At 61.8% G+C, this 24,195-nt stretch carries 27 protein-coding genes; 15 read left to right on the forward strand and 12 right to left on the reverse strand.

Annotation, left to right across the window (positions count from 1 at the left end):
* Window positions 1–40: 40 nt before the first annotated feature.
* Window positions 41–544: a GNAT family N-acetyltransferase gene (locus LOY31_RS17310; RefSeq protein ID WP_258711921.1), complete on the forward strand. Its 504-nt coding sequence runs from the start codon at window positions 41–43 to the stop codon at window positions 542–544.
* Between the two features lie 12 nt (window positions 545–556).
* On the opposite strand, the gene LOY31_RS17315 is transcribed toward LOY31_RS17310, so the two are convergent.
* Window positions 557–928 (reverse strand): hypothetical protein, encoded by a 372-nt coding sequence (locus tag LOY31_RS17315; RefSeq protein ID WP_258711922.1) that lies wholly within the window; start codon window positions 926–928, stop codon window positions 557–559.
* Between the two features lie 127 nt (window positions 929–1,055).
* Between LOY31_RS17315 and LOY31_RS17320 the strand changes: the two genes are divergently transcribed.
* Window positions 1,056–1,385, forward strand: a complete 330-nt coding sequence (locus tag LOY31_RS17320; protein ID WP_085602835.1) for a hypothetical protein — start codon at window positions 1,056–1,058, stop codon at window positions 1,383–1,385.
* Between the two features lie 74 nt (window positions 1,386–1,459).
* On the opposite strand, the gene cynR is transcribed toward LOY31_RS17320, so the two are convergent.
* Window positions 1,460–2,338, reverse strand: coding sequence for a transcriptional regulator CynR (gene cynR, locus LOY31_RS17325; RefSeq protein WP_258711923.1), 879 nt, complete (start codon window positions 2,336–2,338; stop codon window positions 1,460–1,462).
* 120 nt (window positions 2,339–2,458) lie between these two features.
* Here cynR and cynS point away from each other — a divergent pair, with 120 nt between their 5' ends.
* The 3 genes from cynS to LOY31_RS17340 all read left to right on the forward strand — a co-directional run bounded on the left by cynS (window position 2,459) and on the right by LOY31_RS17340 (window position 3,914).
* Entirely contained in the window at window positions 2,459–2,923 is a 465-nt protein-coding gene (cynS, locus tag LOY31_RS17330) for a cyanase (protein WP_011334741.1), read from the forward strand.
* Window positions 2,924–3,006: 83 nt separating this feature from the next.
* Window positions 3,007–3,243, forward strand: a complete 237-nt coding sequence (locus LOY31_RS17335) for a DUF2790 domain-containing protein (RefSeq protein ID WP_258711924.1) — start codon at window positions 3,007–3,009, stop codon at window positions 3,241–3,243.
* An 11-nt stretch (window positions 3,244–3,254) separates the two neighbouring features.
* The gene (locus LOY31_RS17340) at window positions 3,255–3,914 is read left to right on the forward strand and encodes a carbonic anhydrase (protein WP_258711925.1); all 660 of its coding nucleotides are present in this window, start codon (window positions 3,255–3,257) and stop codon (window positions 3,912–3,914) included.
* 48 nt (window positions 3,915–3,962) lie between these two features.
* Here LOY31_RS17340 and LOY31_RS17345 read toward each other — a convergent pair whose 3' ends face one another.
* Window positions 3,963–5,465, reverse strand: coding sequence for an aldehyde dehydrogenase family protein (locus tag LOY31_RS17345; protein ID WP_258711926.1), 1,503 nt, complete (start codon window positions 5,463–5,465; stop codon window positions 3,963–3,965).
* A 69-nt stretch (window positions 5,466–5,534) separates the two neighbouring features.
* Window positions 5,535–6,443, reverse strand: a complete 909-nt coding sequence (glsB, locus tag LOY31_RS17350) for a glutaminase B (protein WP_258711927.1) — start codon at window positions 6,441–6,443, stop codon at window positions 5,535–5,537.
* Window positions 6,444–6,684: 241 nt separating this feature from the next.
* Between glsB and LOY31_RS17355 the strand changes: the two genes are divergently transcribed.
* Together LOY31_RS17355 and LOY31_RS17360 are read left to right on the forward strand one after the other, a co-directional pair.
* Window positions 6,685–6,888 carry a hypothetical protein gene (locus LOY31_RS17355; protein WP_007950576.1) on the forward strand — a complete coding sequence of 68 codons (204 nt, stop codon included), beginning with the start codon at window positions 6,685–6,687 and terminating at the stop codon, window positions 6,886–6,888.
* 57 nt (window positions 6,889–6,945) lie between these two features.
* Window positions 6,946–7,461: a DoxX family protein gene (locus LOY31_RS17360; RefSeq protein ID WP_221534279.1), complete on the forward strand. Its 516-nt coding sequence runs from the start codon at window positions 6,946–6,948 to the stop codon at window positions 7,459–7,461.
* Between the two features lie 289 nt (window positions 7,462–7,750).
* Here LOY31_RS17360 and LOY31_RS17365 read toward each other — a convergent pair whose 3' ends face one another.
* Window positions 7,751–7,951, reverse strand: coding sequence for a hypothetical protein (locus tag LOY31_RS17365; RefSeq protein ID WP_221534277.1), 201 nt, complete (start codon window positions 7,949–7,951; stop codon window positions 7,751–7,753).
* Between LOY31_RS17365 and LOY31_RS17370 the strand changes: the two genes are divergently transcribed.
* Window positions 7,950–8,690 carry a hypothetical protein gene (locus LOY31_RS17370; protein WP_085666530.1) on the forward strand — a complete coding sequence of 247 codons (741 nt, stop codon included), beginning with the start codon at window positions 7,950–7,952 and terminating at the stop codon, window positions 8,688–8,690. The two genes, LOY31_RS17365 and LOY31_RS17370, sit on opposite strands and share 2 nt — an antisense overlap.
* A gap of 30 nt (window positions 8,691–8,720) precedes the next feature.
* Here the strand turns inward: LOY31_RS17370 and LOY31_RS17375 are convergent, their stop codons facing one another.
* Entirely contained in the window at window positions 8,721–10,334 is a 1,614-nt protein-coding gene (locus LOY31_RS17375) for a murein L,D-transpeptidase (RefSeq protein WP_085602816.1), read from the reverse strand.
* Between the two features lie 151 nt (window positions 10,335–10,485).
* On the opposite strand from LOY31_RS17375, the gene LOY31_RS17380 reads away from it, so the two are divergent.
* The 4 genes from LOY31_RS17380 to LOY31_RS17395 all read left to right on the forward strand — a co-directional run bounded on the left by LOY31_RS17380 (window position 10,486) and on the right by LOY31_RS17395 (window position 13,700).
* On the forward strand, window positions 10,486–11,199 hold the full coding sequence (locus tag LOY31_RS17380) for a murein L,D-transpeptidase catalytic domain family protein (RefSeq protein WP_227232878.1): 714 nt from the start codon (window positions 10,486–10,488) through the stop codon (window positions 11,197–11,199).
* 147 nt (window positions 11,200–11,346) lie between these two features.
* Window positions 11,347–11,604 carry a DUF2790 domain-containing protein gene (locus LOY31_RS17385; protein ID WP_085602814.1) on the forward strand — a complete coding sequence of 86 codons (258 nt, stop codon included), beginning with the start codon at window positions 11,347–11,349 and terminating at the stop codon, window positions 11,602–11,604.
* Window positions 11,605–11,616: 12 nt separating this feature from the next.
* Complete coding sequence (locus LOY31_RS17390) at window positions 11,617–12,288, forward strand: heavy metal response regulator transcription factor (RefSeq protein WP_007950581.1); 672 nt, start codon at window positions 11,617–11,619, stop codon at window positions 12,286–12,288.
* Window positions 12,285–13,700 (forward strand): heavy metal sensor histidine kinase, encoded by a 1,416-nt coding sequence (locus LOY31_RS17395; RefSeq protein ID WP_258711928.1) that lies wholly within the window; start codon window positions 12,285–12,287, stop codon window positions 13,698–13,700. Before LOY31_RS17390 ends, LOY31_RS17395 begins: the two co-directional genes overlap by 4 nt.
* Here LOY31_RS17395 and LOY31_RS17400 read toward each other — a convergent pair.
* Window positions 13,645–15,045 carry an MFS transporter gene (locus LOY31_RS17400; protein ID WP_085602811.1) on the reverse strand — a complete coding sequence of 467 codons (1,401 nt, stop codon included), beginning with the start codon at window positions 15,043–15,045 and terminating at the stop codon, window positions 13,645–13,647. The two genes, LOY31_RS17395 and LOY31_RS17400, sit on opposite strands and share 56 nt — an antisense overlap.
* Before the next feature lie 103 nt (window positions 15,046–15,148).
* On the opposite strand from LOY31_RS17400, the gene LOY31_RS17405 reads away from it, so the two are divergent.
* Entirely contained in the window at window positions 15,149–16,036 is an 888-nt protein-coding gene (locus LOY31_RS17405) for a LysR family transcriptional regulator (RefSeq protein WP_258713617.1), read from the forward strand.
* On the opposite strand, the gene LOY31_RS17410 is transcribed toward LOY31_RS17405, so the two are convergent.
* The gene (locus LOY31_RS17410; RefSeq protein WP_258711929.1) at window positions 16,033–16,653 is read right to left on the reverse strand and encodes a cell wall hydrolase; all 621 of its coding nucleotides are present in this window, start codon (window positions 16,651–16,653) and stop codon (window positions 16,033–16,035) included. The two genes, LOY31_RS17405 and LOY31_RS17410, sit on opposite strands and share 4 nt — an antisense overlap.
* A 199-nt stretch (window positions 16,654–16,852) precedes the next feature.
* Between LOY31_RS17410 and LOY31_RS17415 the strand changes: the two genes are divergently transcribed.
* The gene (locus LOY31_RS17415; protein WP_085602807.1) at window positions 16,853–17,704 is read left to right on the forward strand and encodes a CAP domain-containing protein; all 852 of its coding nucleotides are present in this window, start codon (window positions 16,853–16,855) and stop codon (window positions 17,702–17,704) included.
* Window positions 17,705–17,785: 81 nt separating this feature from the next.
* Here LOY31_RS17415 and LOY31_RS17420 read toward each other — a convergent pair whose 3' ends face one another.
* From LOY31_RS17420 to LOY31_RS17435, 4 genes are all read right to left on the reverse strand, one after another.
* Entirely contained in the window at window positions 17,786–17,941 is a 156-nt protein-coding gene (locus LOY31_RS17420) for a DUF2474 domain-containing protein (protein WP_258711930.1), read from the reverse strand.
* Window positions 17,928–18,944 carry a cytochrome d ubiquinol oxidase subunit II gene (gene cydB / locus LOY31_RS17425; protein ID WP_007950588.1) on the reverse strand — a complete coding sequence of 339 codons (1,017 nt, stop codon included), beginning with the start codon at window positions 18,942–18,944 and terminating at the stop codon, window positions 17,928–17,930. Before cydB ends, LOY31_RS17420 begins: the two co-directional genes overlap by 14 nt.
* A 17-nt stretch (window positions 18,945–18,961) precedes the next feature.
* Complete coding sequence (locus LOY31_RS17430; protein WP_258711931.1) at window positions 18,962–20,377, reverse strand: cytochrome ubiquinol oxidase subunit I; 1,416 nt, start codon at window positions 20,375–20,377, stop codon at window positions 18,962–18,964.
* Between the two features lie 109 nt (window positions 20,378–20,486).
* Complete coding sequence (locus LOY31_RS17435) at window positions 20,487–22,811, reverse strand: FdhF/YdeP family oxidoreductase (protein ID WP_179694543.1); 2,325 nt, start codon at window positions 22,809–22,811, stop codon at window positions 20,487–20,489.
* Between the two features lie 356 nt (window positions 22,812–23,167).
* Between LOY31_RS17435 and moaA the strand changes: the two genes are divergently transcribed.
* A complete protein-coding gene (moaA, locus tag LOY31_RS17440; RefSeq protein WP_258711932.1) occupies window positions 23,168–24,166 on the forward strand; it encodes a GTP 3',8-cyclase MoaA in 999 nt (332 codons plus the stop codon).
* The last annotated feature ends 29 nt before the right edge of the window (window positions 24,167–24,195 follow it).

Raw genomic sequence — 24,195 nt, forward strand, 5'->3', positions numbered from 1 at the left:
CACGCTACTGTTTCTGCAGTGATGGTCAGGAGTCAGCGGCATGTCTGTCATCGAACTGCGCGTCGCCCGGCGCGACGAACTGGACACCCTCGAAAACCTGATGCAGTTCTACACCTATGACTTCAGCGAGTGGCTCCCGCTGAAGCTCGGCGGGCATGGGTTCTTTCCGATCCAGTTGAAAGACGATTACTGGCGCCAGCCGGCGACGCGACCATTCCTGATCCACGTCGACGGCGAACTGGCGGGGTTCGTGACCGTCGATGACCACCTCCTCATCGAAGGCGCCGACTACAACGTCGGCTACTTCTTCGTCAGCCGACGCTGGCGTGGCCAAGGCGTCGCGCAGTTTGTCGCCTCTGCCCTCTTGAGCCACCTGCCCGGTCGATGGCAGATTTTCCATGTCGACGCCAACCTGCCTGCACAGCGGTTCTGGGCCCGGCTCATCCCCGAGCTGAGCGGCGGCGACTTTACCCGCCAGACCAAAACAGTGGACGGCTATCCCTGCACGTTTTACTGCCTGCGCAGCCTTTCTCCCGCTGCCTGAACGCCGCTTTTTTCATTCCAGAATGACTTTGTCCGACAATATGTAGTGACCAAAAATAATCACTACAAAACCGTTGACGGCGTCGTTTTGCTTTTGCATGATGCAGACGTCTCCCCGATCGGGAGCACTGGCAACACGCTTGAGCAAGCTCGTCTGACCGCCGAGCTGTTTTTTCCGGATACACGCTGCCCACAAGGCAGATTGAAGAAGCTGACCTGGCCTGAACGTCCAGTACAAGGACGAGAAGCGCTGGCGAAAATTCTCAAGACGCTTGTGGTCGACCCTGAAAACGTCGTCAAGGAGCCTCCCGATTTTCGCTGCTTCTCCTCGTTGTGACGCTATTGCGTAGCAGTTATTCAACACGACTACATGCAACAGACGCATGACCCCGTACTTCATACGGGCGACCGCTGACGTCCTGGTTTCGGTGCCAGGGATCAACTAACCGATGGGCTACCTGTATTAGCGAATCAACTTTGAAAGATCACCAGACTGGTCAAGGGGCAATATCATGAATCTGAACAATCAACCTACTATCGAAGAACTGGCTCGTATGTTCGCTGCGCAAAAAGACAGCCACGACAGCCATATTCTGTGGATCAGCAAGTCGGGTCAGGTCCATATCGACTGCCTGTCGCCCCATGCTGGTGAAGAAGAGTTCGACCGGAACAACCAGAACCTGCTGGCCCGCCTGAAGATGTACCGCCGCGGCCACGGCTATGTCGGCAAGAAAGCCGCGGCCGACAAGGACTTCATCGGTAATGTTCTGCAAACGCTGAAACAGGCGTGGGACTCGATGCAGAACAAGAACGAAGTTCGGGTGATTGATCGGTTCTACTGAGTTGTAACTTCAATAAACAAAAGGGCCTGCTTCCGATAAGGAGCAGGCCCTTTTTTATTGCTCGCAAACAATGCTCATGAACGGGTTTGCAGCACCATCTCCATGAACGCCACCGATGCCGCACTGTGATAGTTGTTCTGGCGCCGCAACAACGCCGCTCCCCGCTGCGGCGCCTCGCTCTCGACACGCAAGCGGCGCAATGCCCGGTCCTCGGTCGCGATCGCCTCCGGCAACATGGTCGCAATCGGCGCATGCCGGATCACTTCCAGCAACGTACTCACCGAATTCACCTCGATCTGCACCTTGGGCGTGATGCCGTGGTGGCGGAAGTACTCATCGATCGACAAACGCGTGAAGAAGTCAGGCGCCAGCAAGGCGAAATCCAGTTGCGCGATGTCATCCGGGGTCAGCACCGATGAGCTGTCGTACAGCGGATGCTCACGCCCGACCATCACCCCCAACGTCTCGACAAACGCGGGAATGCACTCAATGTCCGGATTGCGCACCGGCGTGAAGGCAATCGCGATATCCAGCGAGTCATCCGCCAGCCCGGCCTCGATGTCATCCATCGACAACTCGAAAATCTCCAGGTGAATCCCCGGATACCGCGCCACGTAATCACGCACCAACGGCCCGACCAGATACGCCATGAATGTCGGCGTCATGGCCAGCCGCAGCGAGCCTCGAGAAAGATCCTTCACGTCATGTAACGCGCGCTTGCCCGCCTCCAGTTCCACCAGCACCCGTCGCGCGCACTCGATATAGGCCTGACCGGCGTCAGTGGGTTTGACCGAGCGCGAGGTGCGGTCGAACAGATCCACACCGAGGCTTTCTTCCAGTTGGCGGATCTGTTGCGACAGGGTCGGCTGCGACACGTGCAGCGCCTCGGCCGCCCGGGTGAAGCCGCCGTGATCGGCCACAGCCAGCAGGTATCGCAAATGTCGCAGCAGCATGGGACGCTCCATCTATAGGCAGTGCTTATGCTTTGCATTGTATATCGGTCTTGGACGCTATGGATCAATCGGCAGAAGATGAATCCCACACAGCAAGCCAACCCCGAAAGGAGAAGCACCATGCAATCCCAAGCCTACAACGACAGCCGCATCGCCCTGACCACCCGCGCCCTGGATGCCAAGGCACAGAAAAACCTGTCGTGGCAGGATCTGGCCGACGGCACCGGCCTGAGCCTGGCTTACGTCACCGCCGCCCTCCTCGGTCAGCATCCACTGCCCAAAGCCGCTGCTGAAGTGGTCGGCGACAAGCTTGAGCTGAGTGCCGAAGACGTCGCCGCCCTGCAAATCATCCCGCTGCGCGGCAGCCTCGACGGTGTGCCGACCGACCCGACCATCTACCGCTTCCACGAGATGATCCAGATCTACGGCACCACCCTGAAGGCGCTGGTTCACGAGCAGTTCGGCGACGGCATCATCAGCGCGATCAACTTCAAGCTCGACATCAAGAAAGTCGAAGACCCTGAAGGCGGTTCCCGCGCCGTGGTCACCCTCGACGGCAAGTTCCTCCCGCTGCGTCCGTTCTGATCCCTCCGGGCCCGCACCCCGCGTGCGGGCCCCTCCAAACCTGAATCGCCAAGTCGTCACCACATCCGTCTGGAGGCTGCCCCATGCAAAAAATTCTGCTGACCCTGGCCCTGCTCGCCGGCCTTTGCACTCAAGCCCAGGCCGATGACGAAGCCGTCGCCTACCGCTACGGCATGTCGCTGGACATCGCTGAAGTCGTGAGCATCACCCCGGTCGCCGACGTCTGCGGCGTAGTGCCGGTCAAGATGACTTACCTCGACAGCCACGGCGCAAAACACATTCTTCAATACAGCGAATTCGGCACCGGCTGTTCCAACTGAGAGGACACACCATGAAAAACCTGATCGAAGGCTTCCTGAAGTTCCAGAACGAAGCGTTTCCACAACGCACCGAACTGTTCAAACACCTGGCAACTACCCAAACCCCGGGCACCTTGTTCATCACCTGCTCCGACAGCCGCGTCGTCCCGGAACTGCTGACCCAGCAAGAACCCGGCGAGCTGTTCGTGATCCGCAACGCCGGCAATATCGTGCCGTCCTACAGCCCGCATCCGGGCGGGGTTTCAGCGACGGTGGAATACGCGGTAGCCGTGCTCGGCGTGATCGACATCGTGATCTGCGGCCACTCCGACTGCGGCGCCATGACTGCTATCGCCCAGTGCAAATGCATGGATCACCTGCCCGCCGTCAGCGGCTGGCTGCAACACGCAGAGTCGGCGAAAGTGGTCAACGAATCGCGGCCACACGCCAATGACGCGGCCAAGCTGAGTTCGATGGTGCGGGAAAACGTGATCGCGCAACTGGCGAACATCCAGACTCACCCGAGCGTGCGCCTGGCCCAGGAGAAAGGCCTGCTGAATCTGCACGGCTGGGTCTACGACATCGAGACCGGCTCGATCGACGCGCTGAGTGCCGACCGCCGTACCTTCGTCTCGCTGGCCGAGCAACCGTCGACTTGCGCGGTGTACGGTCAGGCAGTCGATGCTGCTTGAAAACACAACGCCGCGCCCGTCATTGCGACGGGCGCGGCGTTGTTCTGTTCAGCGTTTTACGCTCAGATCGATTTGCGTCATGCGGCTGCGTACGGTGAACACACCGTCGCCGGAAAGAATCGCACTGCGGGCAAACAACCGGCCACTTTCCCAGTTCGAAAGGCCCAGTTCCGGCTTGTTCAGCGCGTACTGGCCATCGACCCAACGGGTGATTCCATTGCCCACGAACGGCGCGTTGACCGCGCTGTAGAAACGCTCCTGAACCGCCGCATCTTCGCTGATCAACGACACGGTGAACTGCGGGCTGTAGCGATTGAACAGCGCGATGGCCTGATCCAGATCGTCGACGATCATCAGGCTGGTTTCCGGGGTTTCTTCCCATTCCCACTCGCGGCCCAGTTGCGCTTCCGGCAGCGGCTCGGCCAGGGCTTCGGTCAGGTAACCCTCGGCACGATAGACCTCGACCGTCGCATTCTGCCAGTCGCTCGGCAGGTAGCGTTCGCTGCCTTCGACGATGTGCAATTTGCAGCCCTGACCGCGCGCGGTGCCGGCCTGCTGCAAGGCGTCGAGGAACAGCGGCACCAGTTCGGCAGCACGGTCGCGCTGGATCAGGCAGACATTCAAGGTGTTGCAAACCTTGCGATCCAGCGAGTTGCGCACCACAGCGGCAAAACGCTTGGCGTCGGCATCGCGATCGGCGATCAACCACGCGCCACCGGTGCCGTGCAGGCTGACGGCGGTACCGGCCTGCTGGGCGATGCTGCCCAACTGACTGACCGCACGACCCGAACCACGGGCCACCGCCAGCGACAGACGCCGGTCGGCGAACATCGCCCAACCGGCGGCGTGGTTGACGCTCTCCACCAGCGACACCGCACCCGCCGGCAGACCGGCATCGGCCAGCGCCGGGTTCAAGGCGTGAGTGACAATGGCTTGCGCGGTGCCCAGCGCATCGCTGCCAATGCGCAGCACGGCGGTGTTGCCGGTGCGCAGTACGCCAGCGGCGTCAGCGAAAACATTCGGCCGGCCTTCGAACACGAACGCGACGATGCCCAGCGGCGATACCACCTGCTCGACCTTCCAGCCGTCATGTTCGACGCTGCTGATCACTTTGCCGCGGGTGGCCGGCGCATCACGCCAGGCGCGCAGGCCTGCGATCATGTCGCGGCGCATGCGCTCGTCGGCGAGCAAACGGGTAGTGGAACGACCGCGCGCCTTGGCCCGCTCGATGTCGGCAAGGTTGGCGGTTTCGATCAGGGCCCAGGCGTCCGGGTTTTCCAGACGTTGAGCGAACAGATCAAAGAAGCGGCTGATGGCCTCATCCGGCACAGCGGACAACGCAGTAAACGCCGCCGCTGCACGCTCGATCGCTACCGATGCAGCCTGCTGATCCACCACCGGAATCAGCAACAGCTCGCCGCTCACCTGCTCCACCAGCAGGTGGTCGCCGGGTCGGAAACGCTCGGCCAGTTCGGGGCTGACCACGGTGACGCGGTTACCGGCGAAAGGGATAGGCGTGCCAGCGACGAGACGTTCGAGCGCGAGAGACATGGAGCGGATTCACCATATTGAGGGCGGCCGGAAAATGTATAGGTTGGCCTCCCTCAAAGCAACACGGCCTCAGAATACCGACCAGCCAATCCGCGAACTGAGCATTTCCAGCGCCGCCATCCCTGCCAGCGAGTTGCCCGCCGTGTTCAGCTCCGGCGACCACACGCACACCGAGAACTGCCCCGGCACCACCGCAACGATGCCGCCGCCGACGCCACTCTTGCCCGGCAAGCCGACGCGGTAGGCGAAGTTGCCGGCCTCGTCGTAGAGGCCGCTGGTGGCCATGATCGAGTTGACTTGCTGGGTCTGGCGGCGAGTAAGAATCTGCTCACCGCTGTGTTTGCAGAAACCGTCGTTGGCCAGGAAACAGAAGGCCCGGGCCAGGTCGATGCAGTTCATGCGCAACGCGCAGTGGCTGAAGTAGCTGCGCAGCACCGCCTCAACGTCGTTGTGGAAGTTGCCGAAGGATTGCATCAGGTACGCCATCGCCGCGTTGCGCGCGCGATGCTGGTATTCGGAATCGGCGACCTTGCCGTCGACCATCACCTGCGGGTTGCCCGACAACCGTCGCACGAAATCGCGCATCGACAATGCCGGTGCCGCAAAGCGCGACTGGTTGATGTCGCAGATCACCAGCGCCCCGGCATTGATGAACGGATTGCGCGGGCGGCCACGCTCGAATTCCAACTGCACCAGCGAGTTGAAAGGCTGGCCGGACGGCTCGTGGCCCAGGCGCTCCCAGATCGCCTCGCCGGAATGTTCGATGGCCTGCACCAGGCTGAACACCTTGGAAATACTCTGCACCGAGAACAGCGTCTCGGCGTCGCCGGCGCAATACATCTCGCCGTCGTTGCCATACACGGCGATGCCCAGTTGATTGGCCGGCACGGTGCCGAGGGCGGGAATGTAGTCAGCCACCTTGCCCTGCCCGATCAGGGGCCGGACAGCGTCAAGGATCTCGTTCAACAGCGCTTGCATGCCGGGTTCCGAAGTCTCGCCCCATGGGATTGCGGGGACACCGTGGCTAGACGCTGCGCCCGGCAATCGAATCACACCGGCGCTGTGTATCGCAGTGTGTACGGCCCGACGCCCGACACATCCCGCGCACAAATCCGGCCCTTCGCGACACATCAGCGATACAGCCCGGCGTTCAAATGAACCTGTCGATCGGCAGCCCCGATCAAGCCTTTGAACTCAAACATCGCATCGGAGATTCACCATGACCAAGCTCTCGAAAACCTCCCTGACTCTCGGCCTGCTGCTTGCCGGTGGCCTGGCCCTGTCCAACGCAGCTTCGGCCTCGGAAGCGTTCAGCGTCAAGCAACTGGATCACGGCTACAGCCAGACCCAGGCCAAGGCCGACTCTGCGGAAAAAACCTCGGAAGGCAAATGCGGCGAAGGCAAGTGCGGCGCCGGCGAGTAACCCTTTTTTCGGGGCACGTCGGTGCCCCGTTTTCTCTTGAATGAATGGAGCCTTCCCATGACCACAGCTCTCTCGTCGGCCGTCAAAGGCCTGCATGTGAACCTCGACCGCGCCGGCCAGTGGCTCGCGCCGCTGACCTTGCGCCTGTTCATCGCCTGGGAATTTTTCGAATCGGGACTGGAGAAATTCAACGGCCAGAACTGGTTCGAAGACATTCAGGAGCGGTTTCCGTTTCCCTTCGACCACTTGCCCGCCACGCTGAACTGGGAGCTGTCGATGTGGGCCGAGCTGATCTGCGCACTGGCAATCCTGGTCGGATTCGGCACGCGGATTTCGGCGATTTCGCTGATTGTCGTGACCGTCGTTGCCACCGCTGCCGTGCACTGGCCGGCGGACTGGTCATCGCTGAGTGAACTGGCCCAGGGTTACGCGATCACCAACAAGGGGTTCGGCAACTTCAAACTGCCGGCGATTTATCTGGCTGCGCTGGTGCCGCTGGTGTTTGCCGGGGCAGGCAAGTTGAGCGTGGATGCGTGGCTGGCGCGGTTCTTCTGGAAGCGCACCAATCGTTGAAGCTCACCCTCCGCCGCCAGTGCGCACCCGCCAACTTCTGCTAGGCTCGATTGAGATCCCACGGGTGCTGCCGTGGTGTCTTCCATGCGTGACAACAGCAGGGTCAGGGAATGACACATTTCTATCAATGTGAAGGCATGCACTGGTGCGCCAGTGATGAAAAGATCATCGAGTCAGAATGGGGTCTTGCGGTTTGCAGCCAGTGCAATCGGAGAATAATCCGATCCGAGCACCACATGATGCCGCCCTCCACACTCAGCAGCATGCCCTGCGTGCGCATCAACAGCGCTCATAACACCGTGCCGTTGAATATGCCGGGCACATCGTTTCCACCTTCAATTTCGCTCGGCGGGAATCCGTTTTCTTCAACACTTGCGCCATTCATCGGCGCGCCATTTTCCACCCCGTCCCCATCATCAAGCCCTTCGTTCGGGTTCGCTTCATCCTCAGATCCGATGATGGCGGCAGCAGCCTCATCCTCGATGGCCATGGAAGTGACCGAATACAAACAGCGGGACGACGAGCTATATCTACATCATCGGGCGGTGATCAAAGAGAGCGAATCCCAAGCGGTGCTCTATGAGGTGTTGCAGGGGGTCGGCTACACCTTCCTGCGACGGGACAAAAATTTCGGCGCTTACAACCCGGGATCGGAAAGCACCTGCACTGTTCCTGAGCCAGGTGTCACCGGAGATGGGGCGTTCACTGTCAGACAAACTTCCGGTGGCGAATTGGTCATCGGTCGCGAAGAAAATCCGATGGCAGAAGGTTACTGCCAGGCGGGAAGAGTCTCCTACCCGGACTATTTCGTCATGTTGAACAGCGTTTTTTACGCCATCGAACTGAAAACGCCGCGAGTCAACAACTTCAAAATCTATATGTCCGATACCTTCTGGACAGACAAGGGATTTGGCGGGCGCAGCATTGAGAATCAATTGACGGCTAGAAAAAAACTGATGGGGAGCAAGGTCATGCAGATCCTGCTGTTCGACGTCCGAAACATGTCCGATCTGGTCAATGCCAGTGCCGATGCCGTCCTGACTGACCTCAAGAACAGTATTTGCCATCTGAAACTCCGGAGGGCGTTTTTCGAGGCAACGGTGAACGGTGTCATGCTCTACAACGGCGGCACCTACAATCCCAGCAAGTTGTTTTCCATGAGCGAAATCCTGAGCGGCGCCGCTTCGAAAGGGACACAGACAAACATCCTGTCCTTCCTCAAAAAATGACCTGCCGCCAGGCGAGTCAAACCGCAAAAATCAATGCGCCCGGTCCAGCCCCGCCAGCAACGCGCTGTCTCGGCTGTAGATGTCCGGCGCGTAAAGCACACGACCCTGGCCATCGACCTGTGCCGTCCAGTAGGTCATGAGGATCGGCACCGGATTGCTCAGGCGGAATTCATGGGTGGTGCCGGTGGCGAGCAAGGTGTCGGTACGCGCCTTCTCCGCCGGGCTGAGCAGGAAATCGCGCAGCTTCATCGGATGCTCGACCCGCACGCAGCCGGAACTGAACGCCCGTGGCCCCTTGTCGAACAGCGCCTTGCTCGGCGTGTCGTGCAGGTACACCGAGAACGGGTTGGGGAACCGAATGACCATTTGCCCCAGCGGGTTGCGCGGCCCGGCGTCCTGACGCAGAAGGATGTTGCCGGGGTTGTCCCAGTCGATGTCGGCGGCGGCCAGCGGCTGGCCGTTGGCGTCGAGCACTTGCAGGTTCTGACGGCTGAGGAAGGTCTGGTCCTTGCGGATCTCCGGCAGTTTGTCTTCCTTCCAGATGGTCGGCGGCACGGTCCAGGTCGGGTTCAGGGTCAGGCGCGTGACTCGGGATTTGAGCAGCGGGGTCTGGCGCTCGGCGCGCCCGACCTGGGTGCGGGTCTGCCACACCGGCAAGCCACCCTGATAAAGCGTCAGTTCGGCAGCGGCGACGTTGACCAGCAGACCGTCCGGCTCCATGTCCTGAGCCATCCAGCGGAAACGTTCAAGGTTGACCCGCAACTGTTCGCGACGGGTCAGCGGACTGATGTTGAGTTCGGCAATCGTTCCCGGACCGACCACTCCGTCGGCCTGTAACGAATGGTTGGCCTGAAAGCTCTTCACCGCCTCCACCAATACGCCGTGATAAGCGTTGTCCGGCGTGCCGACCACACTGCTCAGGTAGCCTTCGCTGTACAGCCGTCGGGCCAGTTCCGGCACGCGTTTGTCTTCCATGTCCGGACGCAGCAACGGGCCGTTGCCCACCGATGTCCACTGCGGCAAGGCTTTCAGGCGTTGAGCTGCGTAGAGATGACGCAGATTCTGGTACTGCGCCAGCTGCGGGCGGGCCAGATCGAAGGCGGCCGGAACGTTGCGCACGCCCGGTACGGCGATGGCGAGCAATTCGGCCTGTCGGTCGCGTGGCGTTTCGTCGGAATGCCACAGCGGTTCGAAGTGCGATTGCAACAGGCGGCCGTAATGCAGATCCTGCAGGGCTTGCAGGTAGTAACGGCTGATCTCGATGTCGGCGCACAGTTCGCCGTCCTGCGGGGCAGTGAGCGCCACCGGGTAGCGTTTCGGGTTCAGGCCATCGTCGGCCAACAGCTGCAATTGCGCATGCAAGGCCGGCAATTGCCCGCCATCGGCCCATACCGGCAGCCAGTCCTGCTGCTGGTAGAAGGCGCGCAACTGATCCAGCGCCGGGCCGCTGAGGCTGGTGCCGATCGTCGGGCACGCCTGGGGCAGACTGATCAGCGCAGCCTGCAACGGGCTCTGCGGCTCGATGGGCATTTCCGTCGGCACGGGCGGCAGCGTCGGGAGTCCCGGCAACGGCTCTTCGGCGCAAGCGACAAACGGCGCAGCGAGCAAACAAATGCTCAAGTAGCATGCGTACTTTTTGAACAACTGCTTTACTCCAATCCATGGCCGTCCTGATTGACGGTCAACCTTACCTCAGGTGCGGTGAACAGTCAGGCCCGATTCGCGGGTCTGCCGGGGACGACTGGACGTCAGGAGCCTAAGTGCCAAACAAGTAGCAAGTGGAGACTCACGTTAAATGTTGACGTTTTTGCGCCGACTTCTGCTGACTGCCACCGCCATTGGCGTGCTGACCAGTCCAGCCTTTGCCGCCGGCACCTCTTCGCCGGTTCTGTACACCAGCCTCGCGCACGCCGCTCCGGAACTCAATCCCCAGGCGCTGAAAGGTGCCTTGAACGCCATGCAATGTGCGATCAACAACGGCGCGAAGCAGTCCCGTCACCTGGCGATCATCGACTATTCGCAGCCGTCCACCGAGCGCCGGTTGTGGATCTTCGACCTGACCCGGAAAAAACTGGTGCTGCGCGATCTGGTCGCCCACGGTTCTAACTCCGGGGAAAACTTCGCCACCCGATTCTCCAACCGTGAAGGCAGTTTTCAGTCCAGCCTCGGCCTGTTCCGCACCCAGGAAAGTTACCAGGGCACCCACGGTTACTCGCTGCGCATGGACGGTCTGGAACCGGGCATCAACGACATGGCCCGTGACCGCGCCATCGTGATCCACGCCGCCGACTACGTGAACCCGTTCTGGAGCAAACGTACCGGCCGTCTGGGCCGCAGCCAGGGTTGCCCGGCGGTGCGACCGCAGGTTGCCAAACGGGTGATCGACAGCCTGAAGAATGGTCAATTCATGTTCTCCTGGTACCCGGATCAGCAGTGGCTGAAATCCTCGCCGTACCTCAACTGCCAGCCGCAACAGATCGCGAGCATTCTCAGCACGCACGCCAGCTGAATACTCTGTGGGAGTGCGCTGGCTCCCACAGGTTCGGTTTATTACAGATTTGTCATCGAGTTGTCGGTTTACCGAGCGGATCGCCCGGTAGCTTGAAGTTGTCCCGGCCAGAACGCCGATCAACTTCAACGACTCGAGTGACCCATCATGAAAACCCTGATCCTCGCCTTCACCGCCCTCCTCGCCACCGGTTCCGTGTTCGCCGCTGAAATGCCTGAGCGCACGGTCATTCACGACACCAACGGCTTCTACGTGCACCTGGATGTCGACAAAGTCCTCTCCAGCACCGATATTTCCCAGGCTTGCGGCGTGATCCCCGCGCAGCTCAACTACCTCGACCACCAGGGCCGTGAACATGTGCTGGACTATCAGGTGCAAGGCAGCGGCTGCATCAATGACAATTGAGGCACAGTGCCCATGAATATCCTTGTTGTCGAAGACGAACCCAAGGCCGGCAATTATCTGCTCAACGGCTTGCAGGAACTGGGCTACAGCGTGAGCCTGGCCCGGGACGGCGCCGACGGTCTGCACCTGGCGCTGGAGTTCGATTTCGACGTGATCGTGCTGGACGTGATGATGCCGAAAATGGATGGCTGGGAAGTCCTGCGCCGGCTGCGCAAGGAAACCGACACGCCGGTGCTGTTCCTCACCGCCCGCGACGACATCGCCGACCGGGTCAAAGGCCTTGAACTGGGCGCTGACGATTACCTGATCAAGCCGTTTTCCTTTGCCGAACTGGTGGCGCGCCTGCGCACCCTGACCCGGCGCGGGCCGATCCATGAAGAGGAGCAATTGCAGGTGGCCGATCTGCAGATCGACGTGCTCAAGCGTCGGGTCACCCGCGCCGGCAACCGGATCACCCTGACCAACAAGGAGTTCGCCCTGCTGCAACTGTTCGCCACCCACACCGGGCAAGTGCTGTCGCGCTCGCTGATCGCCTCGCGGGTGTGGGACATGAATTTCGACAGCGACACCAATGTGGTCGATGTCGCCGTGCGCCGCCTGCGGGCGAAGATCGACGACCCGTTCCCGCTCAAGCTGATCCACAGCGTGCGCGGCATCGGCTACCGCTTCGATACTCAGCCATGAAAATCGCCGGCACTTATTCCCTGACCTTGCGTCTGGCGCTGGTCTTCGCCGTGCTCGCCTTCGCGGCGCTGGCAGGCCTCGGCGCGGCGCTTTACAACCAGCTGGAAGAGCAACTGACCCGCCGCGACGACATCCAGTTGGTCAGCCGTATCGATCAATTGCGCACCATCCTCAACGACAGCAACACGCTGGAGTTGATCAAGACCAAACCGGCGCTGTTCCAGAACATGCTGGGCAACCGCGAAGCGCTGTTGACCATCGGCGCGCCGGGGCAACCGCCCTTGTTCGTGGTCAATCCCAGCGATCTGGCACTGCCGAGCGTGCCCGCCGTGCCGGTCGACCATGTCATGGCCCTCAACGACGTGCAGCATCTGCCAAGCCTCAACGGCGTGCCGTTCTCGGCGGTGGCGGCCAGTATCGACTCCGGCGACCAGGGCAATCTGCAGGTGCTCATCGCCAAGGTGATGAGCGAGCGCACGGCGATGCTCGCCAATTACCGGCTCAGCGTGTACGGCCTCGCGTCACTGGCAGCGATTGTGCTGGCGCTGGTCGGCTGCCTGCTGGTGTATCGCGGCCTGCTGCCGTTGCGGCGAATTGCCCGGCATGCGCACGGGATCGGCATCGCCAACCTCGGCGAACGCCTCGACCGCCAAGGCACGCCTCGGGAATTGCAGCCGATGATCGAGTCTTTCAATGCGATGCTGGACCGACTTGACCGAGGGGTTGCGCAACTCAGTCAGGTCTCCACCGACATGGCCCACGAACTGCGCACGCCGATCAACAACCTGCTCGGTGAAACCCAGGTCGCGTTGCAACAGAACCGCAGCGTCGACGCCTATCAGCAGCTGCTCGCCTCCAACGTCGAAGAACTCGAACGGCTGGCGCGGATGCTCGACAACATGCTGTTTCTGGCCCGCACCGACCCGGCCAGTGCACTGAGCCAGCGGCAGGAGCTGGACGCCGGCGATGAGATGCAGCGCATTGCCGACTACTTCGAGGGATTGGCGGCGGACGTCGGTGTCACCATCGAGGCCAGTGGCAGCGGTGTGATCTGGGCCGAGCCGATGCTGCTGCGTCGGGCGCTGGCCAATCTGTGCGCCAACGCGATCAAGTACGGCGCGGCGGATTCAACGTTGCAGGTCGAAGCCATCGCCGAAGCGGACGGTAGCTACCTGCGGGTACGCAATCAGGGCGCGACGATTCCGGCGGAACATTTGTCGCGGCTGTTCGAGCGTTTCTACCGCGTCGATCCGTCCCGCGAGCGCTCGGCCCAATCCAACGGACTGGGCCTGTCGATTGTCGCGACCATCATGCAGTTGCATCAGGGTCGCTACAGCGTCAGTAGCGCCGACGGCATCACCTGCTTTGAACTGTTCTTTCCGGCACGGGAGACGCGAGACGCAGGTGCGTGAAGGCACCGAGCGCAAACGCCGCGAACATCAACGCCGTGGCCACACCGAAGGTCATGTGCAAGCCGCCTGCGATAACCGCGGCCGGCGCCTGAGTCGGATCGTCCGTGGCCAGGGCGAACACCGCGCCCATCGCCGCGGCCCCGGTGATCAGGCCCAGATTGCGCGACAGCCCGAGCATGGCCGAGACCACGCCGCGCTGATCCTGAGCAACGCCGGACATCAACCCGGTGTTGTTGGCAGCCTGGAACAGCGCATAACTCAAGGCCACCACCGTGATCGGCAGCACGTATGCAAGCACTCCGAAACTCACCGGAAACAGCGCCAACAGACCACATCCGCAGGCCAGGCCGAGCAACGCACCCGGCACCATTCGCCGCGCGCCGAAACGATCCACCAGACGCCCGGCCGGTACGCCGCTGAACGCCGCCAGCAACGGCCCGATCGACAACACCAGTCCTACCTGCGTGCTGGTGAGACCCAAACCTCGGCTCAGGTAAAACGGCCCGACCACCAGCGTGGTCATCATCACTGTCGTCACCAGCAAGGTCAGCGCCAGACTGCTGCTGATTCGCGTGTCGGTGAACAATGACAGGTGAATCAGCGGCGCCTTGCTCCGTTTCTCGACCAGGATGAACAACCCCACACCCAACAGGCTGAGCAACAGCAACGTCGGGGTGAGTCCTTCAATCGTCATCGCCAGCGCATAGGCCGCCAGCGTCAGCATCAGTACGGCGGTGCCGGGATAATCAAATGCAACACCTGAGCGCACGATCCGATCCTTCGGCAAATAGCGATACACCAACCACGCATTGAGCAAGCCCAACGGCACGTTGATCACAAAGATCGACTGCCAGCCGACATGCGCCATCAACAGCCCGCCGAGCGACGGCCCGAGGGTGGTGCCGGTCGCTGACATCGTAGCCAGCAAGCCCATCGCACTGCCGGCCCGGGATTTGGGCACCGCGTCGGCCACCAGCGCCACCGTCAACGCGAACATGATCGCCGCGCCCAGGCCCTGCACCGCCCGCGCACCGATCAGCCAGGCCAGGCTCGGCGCCAGTGCACAAGCCAGCGAAGCGGCGGTAAAAATGCCGATGCCGATCAACAGCAAGCGCCGCCGCCCGAACCCATCACCCAAACGCCCGACGCTGACAATCAACGTGGTGACCGCCAGCAGATAGGCCAGCACGATCCACTGCACTTGTTGAAACGTCGCATCGAACGCCGCCGCCAGCGTGGGCAGTCCGGCGTTGGCGATGCTGGTGTCCAGCGACGGCATCAGCATCGACAGCGCCAGACTGGTCAGCGCCCAGCGGGCTGAAGGGCTCAGGGGTTCTCGGTGCATGGGGGACTCACAGGGCAGAAGTCATGGGACATAGCCTGAGCCTCGACAATACGAGGCGCAAGACGCATGCTTTGCACTTGATACCTGCATGGAACGCCATGTCATGAATGCGCCGGATCTGAACCTGTTGATCACCCTCGACGTGCTGCTGAGCGAAGGCAGCGTCGCCCGCGCCGCCGAGCGCCTGCGTCTGAGCCCGTCAGCCATGAGCCGCGCGCTGGCCCGGCTGCGGGAAACCACCGGCGATCCGCTGCTGGTGCGCGCCGGCCGAGGACTGGTGCCGACCCCGCGTGCGCTGGAGTTGCGCGACCGGGTCAGTTATCTGGTGCAGGAAGCCGAAGCGGTTTTGCGCCCGGCAGAAGTGCTCGATCCCGGCCAGTTGCGGCGCACCTTCACACTGCGCAACACCGACGGGTTTGTCGAAACCTTCGCCGCCGCCCTGCTCGCCCGCATCGCCAAAGAGGCGCCCGGCGTGCGCCTGCGCTTCGTGCAGAAGGCCGACAAGGACAGCACGCTGCTGCGCGTAGGCCGGGTGGACCTGGAAACCGGCGTGGTCGACGACAGCACCGACCCGACGCTGCACAGCCGCATTCTGTTCCGCGATCAGTGGATTGGTGTGGTACGTGAGGGACATCCGTTGAGCAGCGGCAAGGTCAGCGCCAAACGCTTTGCCGCCGGCCAGCACATTCTGGTGTCACGGCGCGGACGCAGCAGCGGCCCGGTGGACGAAGCATTGCTCGCCTTCGGCCTGACGCGGGACATCGTCACTTCGTTCGGTGGATTTTCGGCGGCGCTGACGCTGGTCCGTGAATCGGACCTGATCGCCACCGTTCCGGAACGTCACACCAGCAAACTGCGCACGGGCCTGCACAGCTTCGCCCTGCCCTTGCGTATGCCGGATATCAGCGTGTCGATGCTTTGGCACCCGCGCATGGACGCCGACCCGGCGCATCGCTGGTTGCGCAATTGCGTGCGGGAAGTCTGCGCCTAACGCGCATCCCCGCCAGTGGGTTTATAGAACAGGAATTTCTTGGTCTCGGCGGTCTTGGTGTATTCCTTCGCCCAGCTCGGATGAACATTGCGGTCGTGGAAATACAGCGCGCCGTGGGTGCGATCGGTGAGCTGTCGGTTCAGCGCCTTGCCGGCGATTTCCTTGGCCAGCGCGTATTCGGCATCTTCCTTGACCTGATCCGGACGCCCGTCGCACCACCAGGAAAACTGGCAACTCTTGCTTTCCGAGCCCTGCTTGACCACCTCGCACACCGTGCCCGGAAAGCCGTCATGCCCGAGACGATTCATCACCACACTCGCCACGCCTTCCATGTCGGCATTGTCCTTGCCCTTGGCTTCCCAATAGATGCTGCGTGCCAGACAGGTGATCGGATCATCCAATGGTGCAGCGCCGGCGGGGTCGACCGCCTGTGCTTCGGTCGGCGTGATGGCTTCGGATTTGGGTGCCGGGGGCGCGTCGGGTTTGTCGGCAGCCTTCTCTTCCAGAACCTCGGCTTTCGCTTCGGCCTTTTCCTTGATCGGAGCCTGATCGGTGGCCAGTGCCGCGCCGCTCAGCAGGGTCAACGCAAGACAGCAAAGCAACCCGTTCAATCGCATGATCATTCTTCCGGCAGAGCCCGATGCGGGCGAAGTGTTACGTGGTTGAGACGCCCGGTTTCCGGGGTCTTCGCAGAGTGTAGACGGCAAATTGCACGGAATCGTTCGGCAGAAAAATCCGCGTCGTGAAGAAAAAGACATTGCACGAACCGGGGCCCTTTCGCGCATGATGTGCGCACTCAGCCCAAGGGAGATTTCCATGCGCTTCATGCCATCCGTTCTGCGACTCGCCGCGTTGTCCGTGGGCCTGGCGCTGGCCACTTCGGCCATGGCCACCGACGAGTCGCAATTGATCGAATCGATCAACAGCTACCGCAGCCAGCCGCAGCGTTGTGGCAGCCAGGCGTCCAGTGAGTTGCCGCCGCTGTCGGCCGACCCGCGCCTGATTCTGCCGGCCAGCGGTGTGGTGGATTTGCAGCAGGCGATGTCCAGCGCTCGCTACCCGATGGTCAACGTGCAGGCGATTACCCTGAACGGGCCAAGGGATGCGGCGTCGGCGATGAAGGCGATTCAGGAAAGCTTCTGTCAGGTGGTGCTGGATCCGCAGTTCGTCGATATCGGCGTCAGCCGCGCTGATCGTGACTGGCGCATTACCCTGGCGCGGCCACTGCTGTCCGCCCGCCTCGGCGACGGTCAGGCTGAAGGCCAGAAACTCCTCGAACAACTCAACGCCGCCCGCGCCCAACCGCGCCAGTGCGGCGGTCAGGCGTTCGCAGCGACCACGCCGCTGGCGTGGAACGCGGTGCTCGGCGGCGTTGCCCAGGAACACAGCCGCGAGATGGCCAACAACAATTATTTCGACCACAAGGACCGCGACGGCCGTACCCCCGGCGACCGGGCGGAACTTGCCGGTTACAGCGGCCAGCAGGTCGGCGAGAACATCGCCGCCGGGCAGGACACGGTGCAGAAAGTCGTCGCCGGCTGGCTCGCCAGCCCCGGCCATTGCGCCAACCTGATGAACCCGCAGTACCGCGAACTTGGCGCTGCCTACGCAGTCGATCCGAAGAGCAGCGCCGGGATTTACTGGACTGCGATGTTTGGCGGGGAATAAACCTCAGGGCAGCTCCTCCCCCAAGGGGAGGAAGTAAATCGCAGGCAATAAAAAACCGGAGCCAGGCTCCGGTTTTTTTGCTCAGTGGGTTCTCATCCCCGCCGCATACATCGCCAGCTTCAGCAGACTCGCCACCACCGCCAGCGAGACCACGCTGCCAAACCAGATCAGCATCAGCCAGCCCAGACGCTTGTACCAGGGGCTGGATTTCACCTCACGCGAATCAATGGTAGCCATCGCCAATCCTCACTTTGCCGCGGAACACGTAGTAGCTCCAGAAGGTGTACATCAGGATCACCGGCAGGATGAACAGCGCGCCGATCAGGGCGAACAGCTGGCTGGTGGCCGGTGATGCCGCCGCCCACAGGCTGACCGACGGCGGGATGATGTTCGGCCAGATGCTCAGCGCCAGGCCGATGTAGCCGAGGAACATCAGCACCAGGGTGAACACGAACGGCCAGTGAGTGTGGCGCTGACGCAGCGAACGCAACAGCCCGAACAACGCCAGCACCGCCAACACCACCAGCCCGGCGAACACGGTCAGGTGCGCATGGTTGAACCAGCGGCCGGCCAGTTCCGGGTGCAGTTGCAGCGTCCACGCGCCGATCACCACCACCATCGCCAGCAACAGCCACGCCAGCGGACGGCTGTAGTGACGCATCCGCGACTCCAGCATGCCTTCGGTCTTGACCAGCAGCCAGGTGCTGCCAAGCAAGGCGTAAGCAATCACCAGACCGACGCCGCAGACCAGCGGGAACGGCGCCAGCCAGTCCAGACCGCCACCGGCGAACTGCCGATCCACCACCGGAATCCCCGCCACATACGCGCCGATCACCACGCCCTGAGAGAACGTCGCCAGCAGCGAACCGCCGATGAACGCCCAGTCCCACAGATGACGTTTTTCAGCCGGCGCCTTGAAGCGAAATTCGAATGCCACCCCACGGAAAATCAACCCCGCGAGCATGAAGATCAGCGGCAGATACAGCGCCTCCAGAATCACCCCGTAGGCCAGCGGAAACGCGCCGTACAGCGCCGCACCGCCGAGCACCAGCCAGGTTTCGTTGCCGTCCCAAACGGGTGCGACGGTGTTCATCATCACGTCGCGTTCCTGCTCGTCGCTGATCATCGGGAACAGGATCCCGAGGCCCAGATCGAAGCCGTCCATGATCACGTACATCATCACCCCGAAGGCAATGATCACGCCCCAGATCAACGAGAGATCGATACCTTGAATACCCATGACTCAACGCTCCTTTTTCAGTGGATCCGGGTCGCGGATTCGAGGTTGTCGGTAACCGCCGAAAGTGGCCGGCGCGGGGTCTGCACCTGAGTGCCTTCGGGCGGATGTTCGTGGTGCGGCTGCGGGCCCTTGCTCACCAGTTTCATCATGTAGCCGATGCCCACGGTGAACACCGAGCAGTAGATGACGACGAACAGCGCCAGCGAGGTGCTCATCTGCGCCACCGAGTGATGGGACGCCGCGTCATGAGTGCGCATCAGGCCGTACACCACCCACGGCTGACGCCCGACTTCGGTAGTGATCCAACCCGCCAGCAGCGCGATCAGACCGCTCGGCCCCATCAGCAGCACCAAACGCTGGAAGCCGCGATGACGGTAGACCTTGCCGTTGCGCCGCAACGCCAGGCCCAGCAAACCGACCAGAATCATCAACATGCCGAGCCCGGCCATCACCCGGAAGCTCCAGAAAATCACGGTCGAGTTCGGCCGGTCTTCTTTCGGGAAGCTCTTGAGCGCCGGGATCTGCTTGTCGAGGCTGTGGGTGAGGATCAGGCTGCCGAGGTACGGAATCTCGATCGCGTATTTGGTCTTCTCCGTCTGCATGTCCGGAATGCCGAACAGCACCAGCGGGGTCGGTCCGTTGTCGGCGTTTTCCCAGTGGCCCTCGATGGCGGCGATTTTCGCCGGTTGGTGTTCCAGGGTGTTCAAGCCATGAGCGTCACCGACCACCGCCTGAATCGGCGCGACGATCAGCGCCATCCACAGCGCCATGGAGAACATCTTGCGCACTGGTTTGCTGTCGTTGCCGCGCAGCAAATGCCAGGCTGCCGAAGCGCCGACGAAGAACGCCGTGGCAACAAACGCGGCAATCGCCATGTGCGCCAGACGGAACGGAAACGACGGGTTGAACACGATCGCCAGCCAGTCGACCGGCATCACCCGGCCGTCGACGATTTCGAAGCCCTGCGGCGTCTGCATCCAGCTGTTGGAGGCAAGAATCCAGAAGGTCGAGATCAGCGTACCGATGGCAACCATCACTGTGGCGAAGAAGTGCAAGCCACGGCCCACGCGGTTCCAGCCGAACAGCATCACCCCGAGGAAACCGGCTTCGAGGAAGAACGCGGTCAGCACTTCATAGGTCAGCAACGGCCCGGTGACGCTGCCGGCGAAGTCGGAAAACCCGCTCCAGTTGGTGCCGAACTGGTACGCCATGACCAGCCCCGACACCACGCCCATGCCGAAGTTGACGGCGAAGATCTTCGACCAGAAATGGTAGAGATCGCGGTAAGTGTCGTTACGGGTTTTCAGCCACAGGCCTTCGAGCACCGCCAGGAAACTCGCGAGCCCAATGGTGATCGCCGGGAAGATGATGTGGAACGAAACCGTGAACGCGAATTGAATTCGCGCCAGGTCCAGTGCCTCCAGGTTGAACATGATGATGTCCTCATCAAGGCTGAAAAGCGGCAGCACACGGCCGGGCCACCGCCAGGCGCGAACGCCTGCAGCCAGTCAAAATGCAAAAGGGTTGGATCGCGTGGGTCGGCTACGCCACCGACGACGGGATCAGGTTGCTCGCCTCGGCGGCTTCGAGGCGGATCGCCACGAATTTCGAGGTCGGCGTGTAGGTGCGGTCACCGTAACTTTCCAGCGGCACCAGCGGATTGGTTTCCGGGTAGTACGCGGCAGCCTGCCCGGCCGGAATGTCGTAGGCGATCAGGGTGAAACCGCTGACCCGACGCTCGCGCTCGTCGCCCCACAGCGCCACCAGATCGACCTTCTGCCCCGGTTCGAAACCGAGCCGGCGGATATCCTGCTCGTTGGCGAACACCACGTCGCGCATCCCATATACACCGCGATAACGGTCGTCGAGGCCGTACAGCGTGGTGTTGTACTGATCGTGGGAACGCATGGTTTGCAGGATCAGATGCGGTTTGACCGGCAGGTTGCGCACGCCTTCGCTGATCAGATGCTCCGGCAGCACACACGGGGTGAACTGGGCCTTGCCGGATTCGGTTTTCCAGACCCGGTCGGAAGCGTTGTTGCCGAGGTGGAAACCACCGGGAATCAGCAACTTCTCGTTGAAGTTCTCGAAGCCCGGAATCACGTCGGCGATCAGGTTGCGGATGCGCCCGTAGTCGCCCACCGCCCACTCCCAGTCGATCGGATGTTTGCCCAGGGTCGCGGCGGCGATCCCGGCAATGATCGCCGGCTCGGATTTCAGATGGGCCGACTTCGGCTTCAGTTGGCCGAACGACAAATGCACCATGCTGAAGGTGTCTTCCACGGTCACGCCTTGCGGGCCTTCGGCCTGGACGTCGATGTCGGTACGGCCCAGGCAAGGCAGGATCAACGCGTCACGCCCGGTCACCAGATGGCTGCGGTTGAGCTTGGTCGAGATGTGCACGGTGAGGTCGAGTTTGCGCATGGCGGCGTGGGTGCGCGGGGTGTCCGGCGTGGCCTGGGCGAAGTTGCCGCCGAGCCCGATAAACACCTTGGCTTCGCCGCGCTCCATGGCGCCAATCGCCATGACCGTGTTGTGGCCGTGCATGCGCGGCACTTTGAAGTTGAAGCGTTTTTCCAGGGCGTCCATCAGTTCGGTCGGGGCCAGTTCGTTGATGCCCATGGTGCGGTCGCCCTGCACGTTACTGTGGCCGCGCACCGGCGACAGCCCGGCGCCCGGACGGCCGACGTTGCCGCGCAGCAGTTGCAGGTTGATGACTTCCTGCAGGGTCGGCACCGAGTGCACGTGTTGGGTCAGGCCCATGGCCCAGCACATGATCACGCTCTTGGCGCGAGCGTACATGCGCGCGGCCAATTCGATGTCATGCAGCGGCACGCCAGACTGCTCGACGATGTGCTCCCAACTCGTGGCATCGACTTCGGCCAGATAGCTGTCGAGACCCGACGTGTGCTCGGCAATGAACGCGTGATCGAACACTGGTTCACCGCCCGTGGCCTGCGCTTCGCGCTCCCACTCCAGCAGGAATTTGGCCATGCCACGAATCATCGCCATGTCGCCGCCCAGTGCCGGGCGGAAGTACGCGGTGTTGGTCGCTTCCCAGCCGTTGCTGAGCATCTCAATCGGGTTTTGCGGGTTCTGAAAACGCTCCAGCCCACGCTCCTTCAGCGGGTTGATGCACACCACCTGCGCGCCGCGCTTCACCGCTTCACGCAACGGTTCGAGCATGCGCGGGTGGTTGGTGCCGGGGTTCTGGCCGATCACGAAAATCGCGTCGGCGTGGTGCAGGTCTTCATAGACCACCGTGCCTTTGCCCACGCCCAGGCTCTCGCCCATGCTCACCGCACTGGCTTCGTGGCACATGTTTGAGCAGTCCGGGAAGTTGTTGGTGCCGTAGGCGCGGACGAACAACTGGTAGAGAAACGCCGCTTCGTTGCTGGCGCGACCCGAGGTGTAGAACTCGGCCTCGTGGGGCGATTTCAGGCCTTTGAGGTGTTTGGCGATCAGTGCGAAGGCGTCGTCCCAGGTGGTTTCGACGTAGCGGTCGACCCGCGCGTCGTAGCGCATCGGGTGGGTGATCCGCCCCTGATATTCGAGCCAGTAATCGCTTTGCTCGGCCAGGGTCGAGACCGTGTACTTGTTGAAGAACGCCGGATCGACCAGGCGGCCGGTGGCTTCCCAGTTCACCGCTTTGGCGCCGTTCTCGCAGAACTTCAGCATGCTCGCGCCGGGCGCTTCACCCCAGGCGCAACCGGGGCAGTCGAAGCCGCCGTTCTGGTTGGTCTTGAGCATGGCGCGGATGTTTTTCAGGGCGTTTTCACTGCCCAGCCAGTTCTTGGTGAGGCTGATCACAGCACCCCAACCCGCAGCGGCGCCCTTGTAGGGTTTGTAACGGTCGACTTGTGACATGGGACTTCTCCATGACGATGCACACAGGCAAAAACCTGATCGGGTTTAAACAGCGACGACTGACTTTCAAGTTAAAAAGCGGTCGTTTCGTTTGACGGGGCCAAGGATAGGAACCGCTGCAAAAACTTGTCTAATCGCTATTAATGACTGCGTTATCGAAAGCATCTATCACGGCGTTAAAGCCTTTAAATACGGGCACTTGCAAAACCAGGAAGTGAAAAACAGCGAATAATTATTTCATCATCGACAGCATCAATCGGCCGGTCATTAAGAGTGATTGGACGCTGTCTCAAGTTGCTCATAATCTGCGCCGACCCAATCCCTTCAATAGCGGATTTAACCCAAGCGAGGCTGTCATGTCAGAGCGCGTCTTGATCGATGGTTACAACCGCCGCGTCGACTACCTGCGCATGTCGGTCACCGACCGCTGCGACTTCCGCTGCGTGTATTGCATGGCCGAAGACATGCAGTTTCTGCCGCGCCAACGGGTGCTGACGCTGGAGGAGATCTATCAACTGGCGCAGAGCTTCGTTGCATTGGGCACCCGCAAGATCCGCCTGACCGGAGGCGAGCCACTGATTCGTCCCGGCGTCGTCGGCTTGTGCAAGCAGATCGCCGCCCTGCCCGGCCTGCGCGAACTGTGCCTGACCACCAACGGCTCGCAGCTCAGCAAACTGGCCAGCCCGCTGTTCGACGCCGGGGTCAAACGCCTCAACGTCAGCCTCGACAGCCTCGATGCCACGCGCTTCAAGCAGATGACCCGCACCGGTGACCTGGCCCAGGTGATCGACGGCATCGACGCCGCCCGCGCCGCCGGATTTACCCGCACTAAACTCAACTGCGTGGTGATGCAGGGCCGCAACGATCACGAGATCAACGATCTGGTGCAGTTCGCCATCGAACGGGACCTGGATATTTCCTTCATCGAGGAAATGCCGCTGGGGATCATCAGCGAACACAGCCGCGCCGAGTCGTTCTTTTCCAGCACCCAGGTGCGCGAAAAGATCGCCGAGCGCTACACCCTGATCGACTCCGCCGAGTCGACCCAAGGCCCGTCGCGCTACTGGCGGCTAGCCGAAGCGCCGCACATTCGGCTGGGGTTCATCTCGCCCCACAGCCACAACTTCTGCGGCACCTGCAACCGGGTGCGGCTGACCGTCGAGGGGCGTTTGCTACTGTGTCTGGGGAACGAGCATTCGGTGGACTTGAAGGCAGTGCTGCGCGCTCATCCGGGCCAACCGGAACGGCTGGAGAAAGCCATCATCGAAGCGATGAAACTCAAGCCTTACCGGCACAACTTTGAAGTGAACGACGACGTGCAAGTGGTGCGTTTCATGAACATGACCGGCGGCTGATCCGCCACGTTTTCAAGGCAGAGAGCCGC

The sequence above is a fragment of the Pseudomonas sp. B21-021 genome, assembly GCF_024749205.1.
Taxonomy (GTDB): domain Bacteria; phylum Pseudomonadota; class Gammaproteobacteria; order Pseudomonadales; family Pseudomonadaceae; genus Aquipseudomonas; species Aquipseudomonas paraglycinae.